We start from the raw sequence: 14,513 nt of genomic DNA, 5'->3' as shown, positions 1-14,513 counted from the left end.
ACTTCCGCGGGTCCTTCGAGGCCCAAGGCGGCAACGCTCATGCGCCTGCGAGTGTTGCGCGTCACACCTTGTGCTGTGAAGGGATGTGCATCGATTGGCCGAGGCGTGCGGGTGCACCCTGCGGTGCGTTGCGCCGCACGGGTGGCTTCCCGCCCGTGACCGCCGTGTCGCCCTGTGTTGCCGAACCCTTTCCTCTTCAGTGGCCGCATACATCAGATGAACTCCAAATACCGCCAAAAGTGATCATAACGCCCGCGGCTTCCCGGAGGTAGCACAGATGTCCCAGCACGGCGTCGGCCCGCGTGCGGTCACGCGCTCGGTCGCCTTCCTCACCGCGGGTGTGCTCGCGGTGCCCGCGCTCACCGGATGCGGCTCCGAGGACCCGGCGGGCAAGCCGCTCGCCGCACCGGACATCCAGCCCGCGGGCCGCGACCGGATCGCCGACGGCGGCACCCTGCGCTGGGCAGTGGACTCCGTGCCCGACACCCTGAACACCTTCCAGTCGGACGCCGACGCCACCACCCTCCGCGTCGCCCAGGCCGTCCTGCCGTCGATGTTCCGGATGAACGCCGACGGCCGCCCGGAGCGCAACCCCGCCTACCTGGAGTCCGCCGAGGTCGTCGAGACCGAGCCCAAGCAGGTCGTCCTGTACAAGCTGAACCAGCAGGCCGTCTGGAGCGACGGCCGGGAGATCGGCGCTGCCGACTTCGCCGCCCAGTGGCGCGCCCTGTCCGGCAAGGACACCGCCTACTGGACCGCCCGCAACGCCGGCTACGACCGCATCCAGAAGATCGAGCGCGGGGACGACGCCCTGGAGGTCAGGGTCACCTTCAGCCGCCCCTACGCCGACTGGCGGTCGCTGTTCTCGCCGCTGTACCCCAAGGACGTCATGGGCACCCCGGACTCCTTCAACGACGGGGCCCGCAAGAAGCTCAAGGTGACCGCCGGTCCCTTCACGGTGAAGAAGGTCGACCGCAAGGACGACGAGATCACCCTCGCCCGCAACCCGCGCTGGTGGGGCGAGCCCGCCAAGCTCTCCGAGATCGTGCTGCGCACCGTGCCGCGCGACAAGCGGGCCGCGGAGCTGGCCGCCGGCACCCTCGACGTGGCCGAGATCGACCCCTCCGCGGCCCGCCGCATCACCGTCGCCGCCCGCCCCCAGAGCTCCAGCAGCCCGCTGATGGGCCCCGGCGCCGACCGGTCCACCGCGGACGCCCCGCGCTCCCGGGCCGTCGCCAAGGGCTCCGACGAGAAGGCCGCGGACGAGGAGACCGTCGACCGCAAGAAGCCGCGCAAGGCGGCCGCCAAGTACGCCCGGCAGCAGCAGGCCCTGCGCGGCTTCGAGGTGCGCAAGTCCCTGGAGCCGGCCTTCACCCAGCTCGCCCTGAACGGCGCCGAGGGCCCGCTCGCCGACGAGCGCGTCCGCAGGGCCGTCGCCCGCGCCCTCGACCGCAGGGAACTGGCCGAGACCGTCCTGAAGCCCCTGGGCCTGCCCGCCGTCCCGGTCGGCAGCCACCTGGCCCTGTCCGGCCAGGCCCACTACGCCGACAACAGCGGCGCCCTCGGCGGCCAGGACACCAAGGAGGCCCAGGCCCTGCTCGCGGATGCCGGGTGGGTGCGCGGCGGCCCCCTCAAGGAGCAGAAGAAGAAGGAGAAGGAAGAGGAGAAGGCGGCCGGCGCGGAGGGCGAGAAGGCCGTCGGCGAGGACAACAAGGCGCACGGCGGACAGGACCCCGCCGACCACCTCGCCCCCGACGGCAAGCAGTACAAGCACCCGGCCCGGGGCGGCGCCCCCGGCGCGTACGCCCCCAAGGGCACCGCCGCCCCGGCGAACCGCGAGGCCGCGCCGCTCGCCAAGAACGGCAAGCCCCTCACGCTCCGCTTCGTGCTCCCCTCCGGACCCGGCTCCCAGACACTGCGCACGGTCGCCGACCGCATCTCCCGCATGCTTCAGCGCGTCGGCATCGGCACGGACATCTCCAAGGTCTCCGACGAGTCCTACTTCAGGGACCACATCGCGTCCGGCCAGTACGACCTCGCCCTGTACTCCTGGCCGGCCACCGCCTTCCCCGCCACCGACGCCCGCCCCGTCTACGCCAAGCCCGTCCCGGCCGCCGACGGCTCCCTGAACGTCGAGCAGAACTACACCCGCGTCGGCACCGACCAGGTCGACCAGCTCTTCGACGAGGCCGTGTCCACCCTCGACGAGAGCAAGTCCCGCTCCCTGCTCCGCAAGGCCGACTCCCGCATCTGGGCGGCGGCCGGCTCCATCCCCCTCTACCAGCGCCCCCAGCTCATCGCGGCCCGCAAGACCCTCGTGAACACCGGAGCGTTCGGCTTCGGCACGCCGGTCTACGAGGACATGGGCTTCCTGAAGAAGGGCGCGAAGCCGGCGGCGGGGCCGTCGGCGAAGGGGTCACCTGTCGCGTAGCTCCCTTGCCGTCCCGCCCCGGCGCCCGCACCATGAGCCCAGCAGCGATCACGGTGCGGGCGCGGGCGTTGGCGCACGGGGGAAGAGGAGCCGGCGGATGCGCGGCACGGTACGGCTGACCTGCACGGCAGGGTTGATCACCGGATCCTGGTGACAGGGTTGACGGCATGTTCGGGGGACAGGGCGACGACGAGGCTGACCAGGGCCGTACGCCCGACAGGGCCGCGGTGAAGGCCTGTGCGAACGGCACCTTCACCTGGTCGCACGTCGCCACGCGGGACCGGCTGACCGGGGTCTGGCGAGCCGGAGCGGCTCGGCGCGGGCGCCGGAGCCCTTGAGGACGAGGCCGTGCAGGCCGGGGCGGGGATCTGGGGGCGGCAGCCCCAGCGGGGCCGGGCGCTGACGCCGAGTACCTCGAAACAGGAGCTGACCTGCACCGATGCATCCCGGCTCACCCCCGCACCCGCGGACCCGTACCATGGGGTGAGGCCGTGGCATGTTGAGCCCGGCAGGGCCCGCGCACCACCGACGTACGCGCAGGGCATTCCTCACACTCCGGGAGTACGCCTTCTTATGGCCACGCGCCACGACATCCGCAACGTCGCCATCGTCGCCCACGTCGACCACGGCAAGACCACCATCGTCGACGGCATGCTGAAGCAGGCCGGCGCCTTCGCCGCGCACCAGCTCGACTCGGTCGACGACCGCATGATGGACTCGAACGACCTGGAGCGTGAGAAGGGCATCACGATCCTGGCCAAGAACACGGCGGTGAAGTACCACCCGAAGGACGGGGGGGACGTCATCACCATCAACATCATCGACACCCCCGGCCACGCCGACTTCGGCGGCGAGGTGGAGCGTGGTCTGTCGATGGTGGACGGTGTCGTCCTGCTCGTGGACGCCTCCGAGGGCCCGCTCCCGCAGACCCGCTTCGTGCTGCGCAAGGCGCTCCAGCAGCGGCTGCCCGTCATCCTGTGCATCAACAAGACGGACCGCCCGGACTCCCGGATCGACGAGGTCGTCAACGAGACCTACGACCTCTTCCTCGACCTGGACGCCGACGAGGAGCAGATCGAGTTCCCGATCGTCTACGCCTGCGGCCGCGACGGCATCGCCTCGCTCACCAAGCCGGAGAACGGCACGGTCCCGGCCGACTCCACCAGCCTGGAGCCGTTCTTCTCCACGATCCTGGAGCACATCCCGGCCCCGACCTACGACGAGGCCGCCCCGCTCCAGGCCCACGTCACCAACCTGGACGCCGACAACTTCCTCGGCCGTATCGCGCTGCTCCGCGTCGAGCAGGGTGAGCTGCGCAAGGGCCAGACGGTCGCGTGGATGAAGCGCGACGGGTCCGTCAGCAGCGTCCGCATCTCCGAGCTGATGATGACCGAGGCGCTCACCCGCAAGCCGGCGGAGATGGCCGGCCCCGGTGACATCTGCGCCGTGGCCGGTATCCCGGACATCATGATCGGCGAGACCCTGGCCGACCCGGAGAACCCGGTCGCGCTGCCGCTCATCACGGTCGACGAGCCGGCGATCTCCATGGTCATCGGCACCAACACCTCCCCGCTGGTCGGCCGCGGCGCCACCGGCAAGGGCGCCGACAACAAGGCGGCCGTCAAGGACCGCAAGGTCACCGCCCGCCAGGTCAAGGACCGCCTCGACCGCGAGCTGATCGGTAACGTCAGCCTCCGGGTGCTGGACACCGAGCGGCCGGACGCCTGGGAGGTGCAGGGCCGTGGTGAGCTGGCGCTGGCCATCCTGGTCGAGACGATGCGCCGTGAGGGCTTCGAGCTGACCATCGGCAAGCCGCAGGTCGTCACCAAGGAGATCGACGGCAAGGTCTACGAGCCGGTCGAGCGCATGACGATCGACGTCCCCGAGGAGCACATGGGCGCCGTCACGCAGCTGATGGGCGTCCGCAAGGGCCGCATGGACAACATGTCCAACCACGGCTCCGGCTGGGTCCGCATGGAGTTCGTCGTACCCTCGCGCGGCCTCATCGGCTTCCGGACCGAGTTCCTGACCCAGACCCGCGGCACGGGCATCGGCCACTCCATCCACGAGGGCTTCGAGCCCTGGTTCGGCACCCTCCAGACCCGTAGCAACGGCTCCCTGGTCGCCGACCGCGCCGGTGCGGTCACCGCCTTCGCGATGACCAACCTCCAGGAGCGCGGCGTGCTGTTCGTGGAGCCTGGCACCGAGGTGTACGAGGGCATGATCGTCGGCGAGAACTCCCGCGCCGACGACATGGACGTCAACATCACCAAGGAGAAGAAGCTCACCAACATGCGGTCGTCCACGGCCGATGTGACCGAGTCGATCGTCCCGCCGCGCAAGCTGTCGCTGGAGCAGTCCCTGGAGTTCTGCCGCGACGACGAGTGCGTCGAGGTCACCCCGGAGGCCGTGCGCATCCGCAAGGTGAACCTGGACGCCCGCGAGCGCGCCCGCGCCGCGAGCCGCGCCAAGCACGGCTGACGCCTGCCGTTCGACGACACCGGGCACCCCGCGCTAGGCGGGGTGCCCGGTGTCGTCGGTGCCGTCGTAAAGCGGAGGGAAAGCGAAGGGAAGGGTAGGGAAAACCCTCGATTTGCCGGGGACGGCCGTCCGGCGCGCCCTGTTCGCACTACCCTGCTGCGGAAGTGCCGCGCTCTGCCCGCGCACAGGCCTGTACAACGGCCTTGCGGCGATGGCCACTTGAGCGAGCGGCAGCCACGGTTGGCAGCCTGCACGGCAGCCACCGCAGCCGCAAGCGGTTTATCTCATTCTCGCGTCCGGAATGCGGACACGTGCCACCGATAGATGTGTAACAAGTCCGTTTCGCAGGGATCTTTCACCAAACCCTTTGTCCGGATTTTGGAAGAAGTAGGCGCGAGCTGTGATCGAACCGAGACCTCGAGAGTGTGGTTCGCTCCTGGCGCATGGCAGATAGTTAGGCGCGTAGAGCTCGGATGAACGGGTCACTCGCTGGAGGCGGCGCCGACTCACGAGCGCGGGGGCACCTGACGATTTCCGGCACCGGCGACGGGCGGTGGCGGTGGTCTGTCTGTGCTCCCTTTGCGGTGAACCAATGACTTCATAGGAGGAACCCATGCGCGGTGCCAAGAGCGCCAAGTGGGTCGCGGGGGCGATAGTCGTCGCCCTGGCCGCCACCGCCTGCGGCGGCGGCGACGACAGTGCCGGCGACGACATGAACAAGGGGAAGGCCGACCCGAACGGCATCGTCACTGCGCAGCTGAGCGAGCCTCAGAACCCGCTGCAGCCGGCCAACGCCAAGGAGAGCCAGGGCAGCCGCGTGCTGCGCACGATCTTCGCCGGCCTGGTCGACTACGAGCCCGGCACCGGCAAGCTCGAGTACGTCAACGCCGAGTCCGTCACGCCGAACGACGACTCGTCCGAGTGGACCGTCAAGCTCAAGCCGGGCTGGAAGTTCCACGACGGCACCCCGGTCACCGCCAAGTCCTACGTGGACTCGTGGAACTGGTCGGCCAACATCAAGAACAACCAGACCAACTCCAGCTGGTTCTCCGACATCGTGGGCTTCGAGGACGTGCACCCGGAGAAGGGTGCCCCGAAGAGCGACAAGATGTCGGGCCTGAAGGTCGTCGACGACAACACCTTCACCATCAAGCTGACGCAGCCGGTCTCGTACTTCGCGTACAAGCTGGGCTACGACGTGTGGGCGCCGCTGCCCGAGGCCTTCTTCAAGGACCCGAAGGCGTTCGGCGAGAAGCCGATCGGCAACGGCCCGTACAAGTTCGTCTCCTGGGAGCACAACAAGCTCATCAAGGTCCGCAAGTTCGCGGACTACAAGGGCCCGAACGTCGCCAAGAACGGCGGTATCGACTTCAAGAACTACACGACCGCCGACGCCGCGTACTCGGACCTGCGCTCCGACAACGTGGACTGGATCGAGCAGGTCCCGACCACCGCGCTGACGAACTACAAGACGGACCTCGGCGACCGCGCCATCGACCAGCCGTACTCGGCCGTCCAGTCGATCGTCCCGGCGTTCTACACCAAGCAGTTCAAGGACATCGACCCCAAGGTCATCCAGGGTCTGTCCATGGCGATCGACCGCCAGACGATCACCAAGACCGTCCTCCAGGGCACGCGTACCCCGGCCGACTCCTACGTCGCCCCGGGCGTCCTCGGCTACAAGAAGGGCGCGCTCGGCGACATCGTCAAGTTCGACCCGGCCCAGGCCAAGAAGCTCATCAAGGACGGCGGCGGCGTCCCGGGCAACAAGATCCAGATCCAGTACAACGCCGACCAGGACCACAAGCCCTGGGTCGACGCGGTCTGCAACTCGATCCGCAAGTCCGTCGGCGTGGAGTGCACCGGCGACCCGAAGCCGACCTTCCAGGCCGACCTGGACACCCGTGACAAGCACGAGGTCAAGTCCATGTACCGCGGTGGCTGGGTGCTCGACTACCCGGTCAACTCGAACTTCATGCGCGACCTGTACGGCTCCACGGCGGCCGGCAACACCAGCGGCTACTCCAACAAGGAGTTCGACAAGCTGAGCTCCGAGGCGGACAAGGCCAGCTCGATCGACGAGACCGTGAAGCTGTACCAGCAGGCGGAGCAGCTCCTCGCCAAGGACATGCCGGCGATCCCGCTCTGGTTCTACAAGGTCAACAGCGGTCAGTCCAAGAACATCCTGGGCAAGATCGAGTACGGCCAGGACGGTGACCCGATCTTCGACACCATCCAGGTCAAGCAGAAGTAACAAGACGACCGCAGGCCGGTGCCGCCCCTCCCAAAAAAGGGGAGCGGCACCGGCCCGTAGGCACAGGCCTCCACCTCACCCCCTCACCTGCGGTAGATGAGTGCGCAGGCCTCGCCGACCCCTCACGGCATGGAGGCGCAAGATGGGGCGCTACGCCGCCAGGCGACTGCTCCAGATGATCCCGATCTTCATCGGGACAACTCTGTTGATCTTCTTGATGGTCCACATCCTGCCGGGCGACCCGGTCCGGGCCATCTACGGGGACAAGGCTCCCGATCCCGCACAGATCGCGCAGATCAAGCGCGAGTACGGCTTCGACAAGCCCGTCCTCGAGCAGTACTTCCACTACATGCTGAATCTCCTCAAGGGAGACTTCGGCAGCAACCTCGCGGGGCGCCCGGTCGCCGACCTGATGGCCGACGCCTTCCCGGTGACCCTGCGCCTGACGCTGCTGGCCATCACCATCGAGATCATCATCGGTGTGGGCCTCGGCGCGTGGGCCGGTCTGCGGGCCGGTAAGGCCGCCGACACGGGCGTGCTGGTCTTCACCCTGACGGTGATCTCCATCCCCGTGTTCGTGCTGGGCTTCATCGCCCGGTTCATCTTCGCCGACGAACTCGGCTGGCTGCCGCCCAACGTCCAGGACTCCACGGACTACTCGCAGTTGTTCCTGCCGGCGTTCGTCCTGGCCATGCTGTCCATGGCCTACGTGGCCCGGCTGACCCGGACGACGTTCGCCGAGAACCTGCGGGCCGACTACATGCGCACCGCGCTCGCCAAGGGCCTGCCCCGGCGCCGCATCATCGGTGTCCACCTGCTGCGCAATTCGCTGATCCCGGTCGTCACCTTCGTCGGCACCGACGTCGGCGGCTTCATCGGCGGCGCGGTCATCACCGAGGGCATCTTCAACATCCAGGGTGTCGGCAACCTCCTCTACAGGGCGATCCAGACGAGCGAGGGCTCGACGGTCACGGGTGTGGTGACGGTGCTCGTCCTCGTCATCCTCCTGATCAACCTGCTCATCGACCTGCTGTACGCGGTCCTGGACCCGAGGATCCGGTATGCCTGACGTGACCAAGGCCCAGACCACCGACGCCGCGACCGTGGACGCCGTGGCCCCGCCTGCCGTCGACAGGGCCGGCAAGCAGAGCGCGCAGAAGACCGAGAAGCCCCGCTCCCTGTGGGGCGACGCCTGGTACGACCTGCGGCACCGGCCCATGTTCTGGATCTCCTCGGTGCTGCTGGTCCTGCTGCTCGTGATCGCCGCGTTCCCCGGCATGTTCACCAGCGTCGACCCGCGCGACGGCGACCTGGTCCACCACTACCTGGGCAAGCCGGAGCTGAGCCACTTCTTCCAGCCCGACTGGTTCGGCTACGACCAGCAGGGCCGCTCCATCTACGCCCGCGTCATCCACGGCACCCGCGCCTCGATCCTCGTCGGCGTGTGCGTCACCGTGGCCGTCACGCTGCTCGGCGGTCTGCTCGGCATGCTGGCGGGCTACTTCGGCGGCTGGATCGACTCGGTGATCTCCCGGATCGTCGACATCTTCTTCGGCCTGCCGTTCCTGCTCGGCACCATGGTCGTCCTGAACGCCTTCACCGAGCGCAAGGTGTACGTGGTCATCCTGGCCCTGGCCTTCCTGGGCTGGACCTCGATCGCCCGCGTCACGCGCAGCTCCGTCATCACGGCCAAGCAGGCCGACTACGTGACGGCGGCCCGGGCGCTGGGCGCCGGCACCACGCGGATCCTGTTCCGCCACGTGATGCCGAACGCCGTCGCGCCGACCATCGTCGTGGCCACGATCGCCCTCGGCGGTTACATCTCGGCCGAGGCGACGCTGTCGTTCCTCGGCCTCGGCCTCAGCGACCCGACGATCTCGTGGGGCATCGACATCTCCGAGGGCAGCAAGGTGATCCGGGACAACCCGCACACGCTGCTGTTCCCGGCGGGCATGCTCAGCCTCACGGTCTTCGCGTTCATCATGCTCGGCGACGCGGTCCGCGACGCCCTTGACCCGAAGCTGCGCTGAGGAGGGCGTACGTGACCACCATCGACAAGACCAGGAACGTGCCCGAGCCGCGAGGCGCGGCCGAGGGCGATGTTCCCCTGCTCGAAGTGCGCGACCTGCACGTCGAGTTCCACACCCGTGACGGTGTGGCCAAGGCCGTCAACGGCGTCAACTACACCGTGAGCTCCGGCGAGACGCTCGCCGTGCTCGGCGAGTCCGGCTCCGGCAAGTCCGTGACCGCCCAGGCGATCATGGGCATCCTCGACATGCCGCCCGGGCGGATCCCGCAGGGCCAGATCCTGTACCGGGGCGAGGACATGCTCACCATGTCGGGCGACGCCCGGCGCAAGATCCGGGGCAGGAAGATCGCGATGATCTTCCAGGACGCGCTGTCCGCGCTGAACCCGGTGCTGTCCGTCGGCTACCAGCTCGGCGAGATGTTCCGCGTCCACCAGGGCCTGAGCAAGAAGGACGCCAAGGCCAAGGCCATCGAGCTGATGGACCGCGTGAAGATCCCGGCCGCGAAGGAACGCGTCGGCGACTATCCGCACCAGTTCTCCGGCGGTATGCGCCAGCGCATCATGATCGCGATGGCGCTCGCCCTGGAGCCGGACCTGATCATCGCCGACGAGCCCACCACGGCCCTCGACGTGACGGTCCAGGCCCAGGTCATGGACCTGCTCTCGGACCTGCAGCGCGAGTACAACATGGGCCTGATCCTGATCACCCATGACCTCGGCGTCGTCGCCGACGTCGCCGACAAGATCGCGGTGATGTACGCGGGCCGGATCGTGGAGACCGCGCCCGTCCACGAGCTGTACAAGCGGCCCGCGCACCCCTACACCAAGGGTCTGCTCGAGTCGATCCCGCGCCTGGACCAGAAGGGCCAGGACCTGTACGCCATCAAGGGTCTGCCGCCCAACCTGACGCGTATCCCGTCCGGTTGTGCCTTCAACCCGCGGTGCCCGCAGGCGCAGGACATCTGCCGTACGGACGTCCCGCCGCTGCACCCGGTCACCGAGCGGGACGGCGGCGAGCTGGTCGGCCGCGGCAGCGCGTGCCACTTCTGGAAGGAGACGATCCATGGCTGAGCAGGACAAGAAGGGCGAGTCCATGGACGCCACCCCCAACGTCACCGAGGTGGAGACGGTCGACGCGGCCACCGACGAGGAGGCCGTCGCGGCGATCGAAGCGCCGGTCGAGCGCGGTGAGCCCATCCTGCAGGTCCGCAACCTGGTCAAGCACTTCCCGCTGACCCAGGGGATCCTGTTCAAGCGTCAGATCGGCGCGGTCAAGGCCGTGGACGGGGTCTCCTTCGACCTCTACCAGGGTGAGACGCTCGGCATCGTGGGCGAGTCCGGCTGTGGCAAGTCCACGGTCGCCAAGCTGCTGATGATGCTGGAGAAGGCGAGCGCGGGCGAGATCTTCTACAAGGGCCAGGACATCACCAAGCTGTCCGGGCGCGCCCTGAAGGCGGTCCGCCGCAACATCCAGATGGTCTTCCAGGACCCGTACACGTCGCTCAACCCCCGTATGACGGTGGGCGACATCATCGGGGAGACCTTCGAGATCCACCCGGAGGTGGCGCCGAAGGGCGACCGCCGCCGCAAGGTCCAGGACCTGCTGGACGTGGTCGGCCTCAACCCCGAGTACATCAACCGCTACCCGCACCAGTTCTCGGGCGGTCAGCGCCAGCGCATCGGCATCGCCCGCGGCCTGGCGCTCAACCCCGAGATCATCATCTGCGACGAGCCGGTCTCCGCGCTGGACGTGTCCGTCCAGGCGCAGGTCATCAACCTGATGGAGAAGCTCCAGGACGAGTTCAACCTGTCCTACCTCTTCATCGCGCACGACCTGTCGATCGTCCGGCACATCTCGGACCGGGTGGGTGTGATGTACCTGGGCAAGATGGCCGAGATCGGTACGGACACGGAGATCTACGACCACCCGACCCACCCCTACACGCAGGCCCTGCTCTCCGCGGTCCCGGTCCCCGACCCGGAGTCCCGCGAGGGCCGCGAACGCATCATCCTCACCGGCGACGTCCCGTCCCCGGCCAACCCGCCCTCGGGCTGCCGCTTCCGCACCCGCTGCTGGAAGGCCCAGGACAAGTGCGCCCAGGAGACCCCTCTCCTGGCCATCCCCGAGCGTTTCAAGGGCGAGGACACCCCGGCGGCCCACGAGTCGGCCTGCCACTTCGCCGAGGAGAAGGACGTGGTCCACGCGGCCTGACGGCCCGGTATGGCATCCCTTCCGGTTCCCGGCCCTTCTCGTCGAAGGCGCCGGGAACCGGTGCTCGAGGATCTGGATTGCTGCATCACATCGAACTCTGGGTTCCCGACCTTCCCCGGGCGACCCGCGCATGGGGCTGGCTCCTCGGCAGGCTCGGCTACGACCCGTATCAGGAGTGGGAGCGCGGCCGCAGTTGGCGGCTCGGTCCGACGTACCTCGTCGTCGAGCAGTCACCGGCGATGAGTGCCGCCGAGCACGACCGCACGAGGCCGGGCCTCAACCACCTGGCCTTCCATGCCGGGACGCCGGCGGACGTCGACGCGCTGGCTCGGGACGCCCCGGCACACGGCTGGGAGCCTCTTTTCGCCGACCGCTACCCGCACGCCGGAGGCTCCGGGCACTACGCCGCCTACCTCACCAACAGCGACGGGTTCGAGGTCGAGCTGGTCGCTGCCGAAGTGCCCGTAAACCCCCGCGAACTGCGTTAACACGCAGGCAACTTCGCCGACCCGGTTCCGATATACGGACGCGTCAGGCTGGACAGCGTACGGCCGTGCGGGTGCCGTAAACGGGCCGGGGCGCGCCATGTCGCCCCGGCCCGTTGCCGTGTTCAGGTGCCGGTGATGCCCAGGGACCGCTTCAGGAAGTCGACCTGGAGCAGGAGCAGGTTCTCCGCGACCTGTTCCTGGGGGGTGATGTGGGTGACCCCGGACAGCGGCAGCACCTCGTGCGGGCGGCCGGCGGCCAGGAGGGCCGAGGACAGGCGCAGGGCGTGGGCGACGACCACGTTGTCGTCGGCGAGGCCGTGCACGATCATCAGCGGGCGGTGCGGCTCGGCGGGGGAGGACAGGCCGTCCGCCGTGACGAGGGAGCTGCGCGCGTACGCGTCCGGCTGCTCGGCCGGGTCCCCCAGGTAGCGCTCCGTGTAGTGCGTGTCGTACAGGTGCCAGTCCGTCACCGGCGCCCCCGCGATCCCCGCGTGGAAGACGTCCGGCCGGCGCAGCACCGCGAGGCCCGCCAGCCAGCCGCCGAAGGACCAGCCGCGGATCGCCACCCGGGACAGGTCCAGCGGATACCTCTTCGCCAGGTCCTCCAGGGCCTCCACCTGGTCGTCCAGGGAGAGCGTGAAGTCCTGGTGGATCCCCTTCTCCCAGGCGGGGGAGCGGCCCGGGGTGCCCCGGCCGTCCGCGACGACCACCGCGAATCCCTGGTCCGCGAACCACTGTGAGGTCAGGTGCGGGTTGTGGGCCGCGAGGACCCGCTGCCCGTGCGGCCCGCCGTACGGGTCCATGAGCACCGGCAGGGGGGTGTCACCGGCGTAGTCCCGAGGCATAAGCACGGCGCACGGGATGCGACGTGCGCCCCCCTCGGTGAGCGTCACGCGGGGGGACATAGCGGGGTCTTCTGCGTACGAAGGGACAACAACCGTCGGTTTCCCGTCGCGCAGTACCTGCACCCGCGCACCTGGCCGATCCAGCGCCGCGGAGACCAGAACCGTCACGTCCCCGGCCCGCACCGCCGAGTGCACGCCCGGCTCCCGCGACACCCGCTCCACTCCCAGCTCGCTCACCCGGTACACATGCACCTGGCCGGTCTCCGCCTCGGCGGCCTCCTCGCCCGCCGACGCCGAGATCAGCACGTCGTCGTCGGAGACGTCCAGCACGGCCCGCACATGCAGCTGCGCCCCCGTGAGCGGCCGGTCCCCGACCGCCAGCAGCCGCGCACCGCCCTCGTCCGCGATCCGCACCAGCCGCCCGGCCGGACTCCAGCACGGCACCCCGGGGAAAAGATCAAGCCAAATCCGATCTTCGTCGGCGTGCACCATCCGGGTCGCGCCCGACTCCGGATCCACCGCGAGGATCACCTGGCTGCGCTGGTCGCGCGCCTGGACGAGCAGCAGCGGCGCGCCCGCCGCTGACCAGTGCACACGTGCCAGATACGGGTACCGCGCCCGGTCCCAGGCGACCTCCGTGCGCGCCCCGTCCAGGCCGATCACGAACAGCCGTACGTCCGCGTTGCCGGTGCCCGCCGCCGGATACGCCACCCGCTGCGGCTCTCGTTCCGGATGCGCCGGGTCGGAGATCCACCACCGGTCCACCGGCGTGTCGTCCGCGCGCGCCACGAGCAGCCGGTCCGACTCCGGCGCCCACCAGAAGCCGCGCGACCGCCCCATCTCCTCGGCCGCGATGAACTCGGCCAGTCCATATGAGACATTTTCCGACTCCGGCTCGGCGAGCGCCCGGTCGCCGTCCCCCTCCGCGCCCACGACGCGCAGCGCACCCTGCGCGACGTAGGCGACATACCGCCCGTCGGGCGACGGACGCGGGTCGATCACCGGCCCGGGCGTGGGCAGTTCACGCGCCGTCCCGGCCCGCAGCTCGGCCGCGAAAAGCCGCCCTGACAAGGCGAAAGAGGCCAACTCGACGGCCGTGTCGGTGGCGTATCCTACGATGCCGGCGCCGCCCTCCCGGCTGCGCTCACGCCGGGCGCGCTCCTCGGGTGAGAGGTCCTCCGAGGCCCCGCCCAGCAGGGCGCGGGGGTCGGCGGCCACGCGCTCCCCGCCCTCCTCCGTGTCGAGGACCCACAGTGAGTTCGCCCGGTCCGTACCGGAACCGGAGCGCAGGAACACGACACGTGAACCGTCGGGCGCCACAGTGAACGAACGCGGCGCGCCGAGCGTGAAGCGCTGGGTACGGGCGTGCCGCCGGGGGAAGGAGTCAGGCTCGGTCGTCATGCCCTGACCATATTGGCCATGCGCCCCCTTGTGCGGCCGTGCGCCGATCGATGCGCACGGACGGATAGTTATGATCAATGTCGCATAGTGGGTATGAACCTGCTGGCTGCTGTACGGATTTGATGCCCCCATAGTCCGACCCCCCGCGCCCTCGTGGATCTTTGGAGGTGAGCCGCCGTGGCACTCTCGATTTCGGCGGTGGTGCTGCTGGCGATCATCGTCTTCCTGCTGATCAAGAAGTCGGGACTGAAGGCGGGGCATGCGATCGTCTGCATGCTGCTCGGCTTCTATCTCGCCTCCTCGACCGTCGCTCCCACGATCAACGAGCTGACGACCAACATCGCGGGCATGATCGGCAGCATCAAGTTCTGA

11 protein-coding genes are annotated in these 14,513 nt (G+C 69.0%); 10 read left to right on the top strand and 1 reads right to left on the bottom strand.

From position 1 onward, the window contains the following. The first annotated feature begins 277 nt into the window (after positions 1 to 277). The 9 genes from AC07F0_RS31855 (at position 278) to AC07F0_RS31815 (ending at position 11,895) form a co-directional block, all read left to right on the top strand. Entirely contained in the window at positions 278 to 2,431 is a 2,154-nt protein-coding gene (locus tag AC07F0_RS31855) for an ABC transporter family substrate-binding protein (protein ID WP_478983448.1), read from the top strand. 167 nt (positions 2,432 to 2,598) lie between these two features. Further along, on the top strand, positions 2,599 to 2,769 hold the full coding sequence (locus AC07F0_RS31850) for a hypothetical protein (RefSeq protein ID WP_478983447.1): 171 nt from the start codon (positions 2,599 to 2,601) through the stop codon (positions 2,767 to 2,769). Positions 2,770 to 3,004: 235 nt separating this feature from the next. Further along, positions 3,005 to 4,912, top strand: a complete 1,908-nt coding sequence (gene typA / locus AC07F0_RS31845) for a translational GTPase TypA (protein WP_436728597.1) — start codon at positions 3,005 to 3,007, stop codon at positions 4,910 to 4,912. Between the two features lie 613 nt (positions 4,913 to 5,525). Then, entirely contained in the window at positions 5,526 to 7,166 is a 1,641-nt protein-coding gene (locus AC07F0_RS31840) for a peptide ABC transporter substrate-binding protein (RefSeq protein ID WP_478983446.1), read from the top strand. 142 nt (positions 7,167 to 7,308) lie between these two features. Then, positions 7,309 to 8,235: an ABC transporter permease gene (locus AC07F0_RS31835; protein ID WP_086561509.1), complete on the top strand. Its 927-nt coding sequence runs from the start codon at positions 7,309 to 7,311 to the stop codon at positions 8,233 to 8,235. Continuing rightward, the gene (locus AC07F0_RS31830; RefSeq protein WP_478983445.1) at positions 8,228 to 9,196 is read left to right on the top strand and encodes an ABC transporter permease; all 969 of its coding nucleotides are present in this window, start codon (positions 8,228 to 8,230) and stop codon (positions 9,194 to 9,196) included. Before AC07F0_RS31835 ends, AC07F0_RS31830 begins: the two co-directional genes overlap by 8 nt. Positions 9,197 to 9,207: 11 nt before the next feature. Further along, positions 9,208 to 10,266 (top strand): ABC transporter ATP-binding protein, encoded by a 1,059-nt coding sequence (locus tag AC07F0_RS31825; protein WP_467364432.1) that lies wholly within the window; start codon positions 9,208 to 9,210, stop codon positions 10,264 to 10,266. Beyond that, positions 10,259 to 11,407 (top strand): ABC transporter ATP-binding protein, encoded by a 1,149-nt coding sequence (locus AC07F0_RS31820; protein WP_478983444.1) that lies wholly within the window; start codon positions 10,259 to 10,261, stop codon positions 11,405 to 11,407. Before AC07F0_RS31825 ends, AC07F0_RS31820 begins: the two co-directional genes overlap by 8 nt. A gap of 77 nt (positions 11,408 to 11,484) precedes the next feature. Beyond that, on the top strand, positions 11,485 to 11,895 hold the full coding sequence (locus AC07F0_RS31815) for a VOC family protein (RefSeq protein ID WP_478983443.1): 411 nt from the start codon (positions 11,485 to 11,487) through the stop codon (positions 11,893 to 11,895). A 122-nt stretch (positions 11,896 to 12,017) separates the two neighbouring features. Here the strand turns inward: AC07F0_RS31815 and AC07F0_RS31810 are convergent, their stop codons facing one another. After that, a complete protein-coding gene (locus tag AC07F0_RS31810; RefSeq protein WP_478983442.1) occupies positions 12,018 to 14,141 on the bottom strand; it encodes a S9 family peptidase in 2,124 nt (707 codons plus the stop codon). A 177-nt stretch (positions 14,142 to 14,318) separates the two neighbouring features. Between AC07F0_RS31810 and AC07F0_RS31805 the strand changes: the two genes are divergently transcribed. After that, positions 14,319 to 14,513: a hypothetical protein gene (locus tag AC07F0_RS31805; RefSeq protein WP_030842840.1), complete on the top strand. Its 195-nt coding sequence runs from the start codon at positions 14,319 to 14,321 to the stop codon at positions 14,511 to 14,513.

The sequence above is a fragment of the Streptomyces sp. NPDC045955 genome, assembly GCF_056430805.1.
The sequence above is the reverse complement of the archived record's forward strand: the minus strand, read 5'-3'. Positions and strand labels throughout refer to the sequence as shown.

Bases quoted from the DNA above. Each gene is read 5' to 3' on its own strand.
- AC07F0_RS31820 (WP_478983444.1), top strand. From the start codon at position 10,259: ATGGCTGAGCAGGACAAGAAGGGCGAGTCCATGGACGCCACCCCCAAC.
- AC07F0_RS31850 (WP_478983447.1), top strand. From the start codon at position 2,599: ATGTTCGGGGGACAGGGCGACGACGAGGCTGACCAGGGCCGTACGCCC.
- AC07F0_RS31855 (WP_478983448.1), top strand. From the start codon at position 278: ATGTCCCAGCACGGCGTCGGCCCGCGTGCGGTCACGCGCTCGGTCGCC.
- AC07F0_RS31840 (WP_478983446.1), top strand. From the start codon at position 5,526: ATGCGCGGTGCCAAGAGCGCCAAGTGGGTCGCGGGGGCGATAGTCGTC.
- AC07F0_RS31810 (WP_478983442.1), bottom strand. From the start codon at position 14,141: ATGACGACCGAGCCTGACTCCTTCCCCCGGCGGCACGCCCGTACCCAG.
- AC07F0_RS31835 (WP_086561509.1), top strand. From the start codon at position 7,309: ATGGGGCGCTACGCCGCCAGGCGACTGCTCCAGATGATCCCGATCTTC.
- AC07F0_RS31830 (WP_478983445.1), top strand. From the start codon at position 8,228: ATGCCTGACGTGACCAAGGCCCAGACCACCGACGCCGCGACCGTGGAC.
- typA (WP_436728597.1), top strand. From the start codon at position 3,005: ATGGCCACGCGCCACGACATCCGCAACGTCGCCATCGTCGCCCACGTC.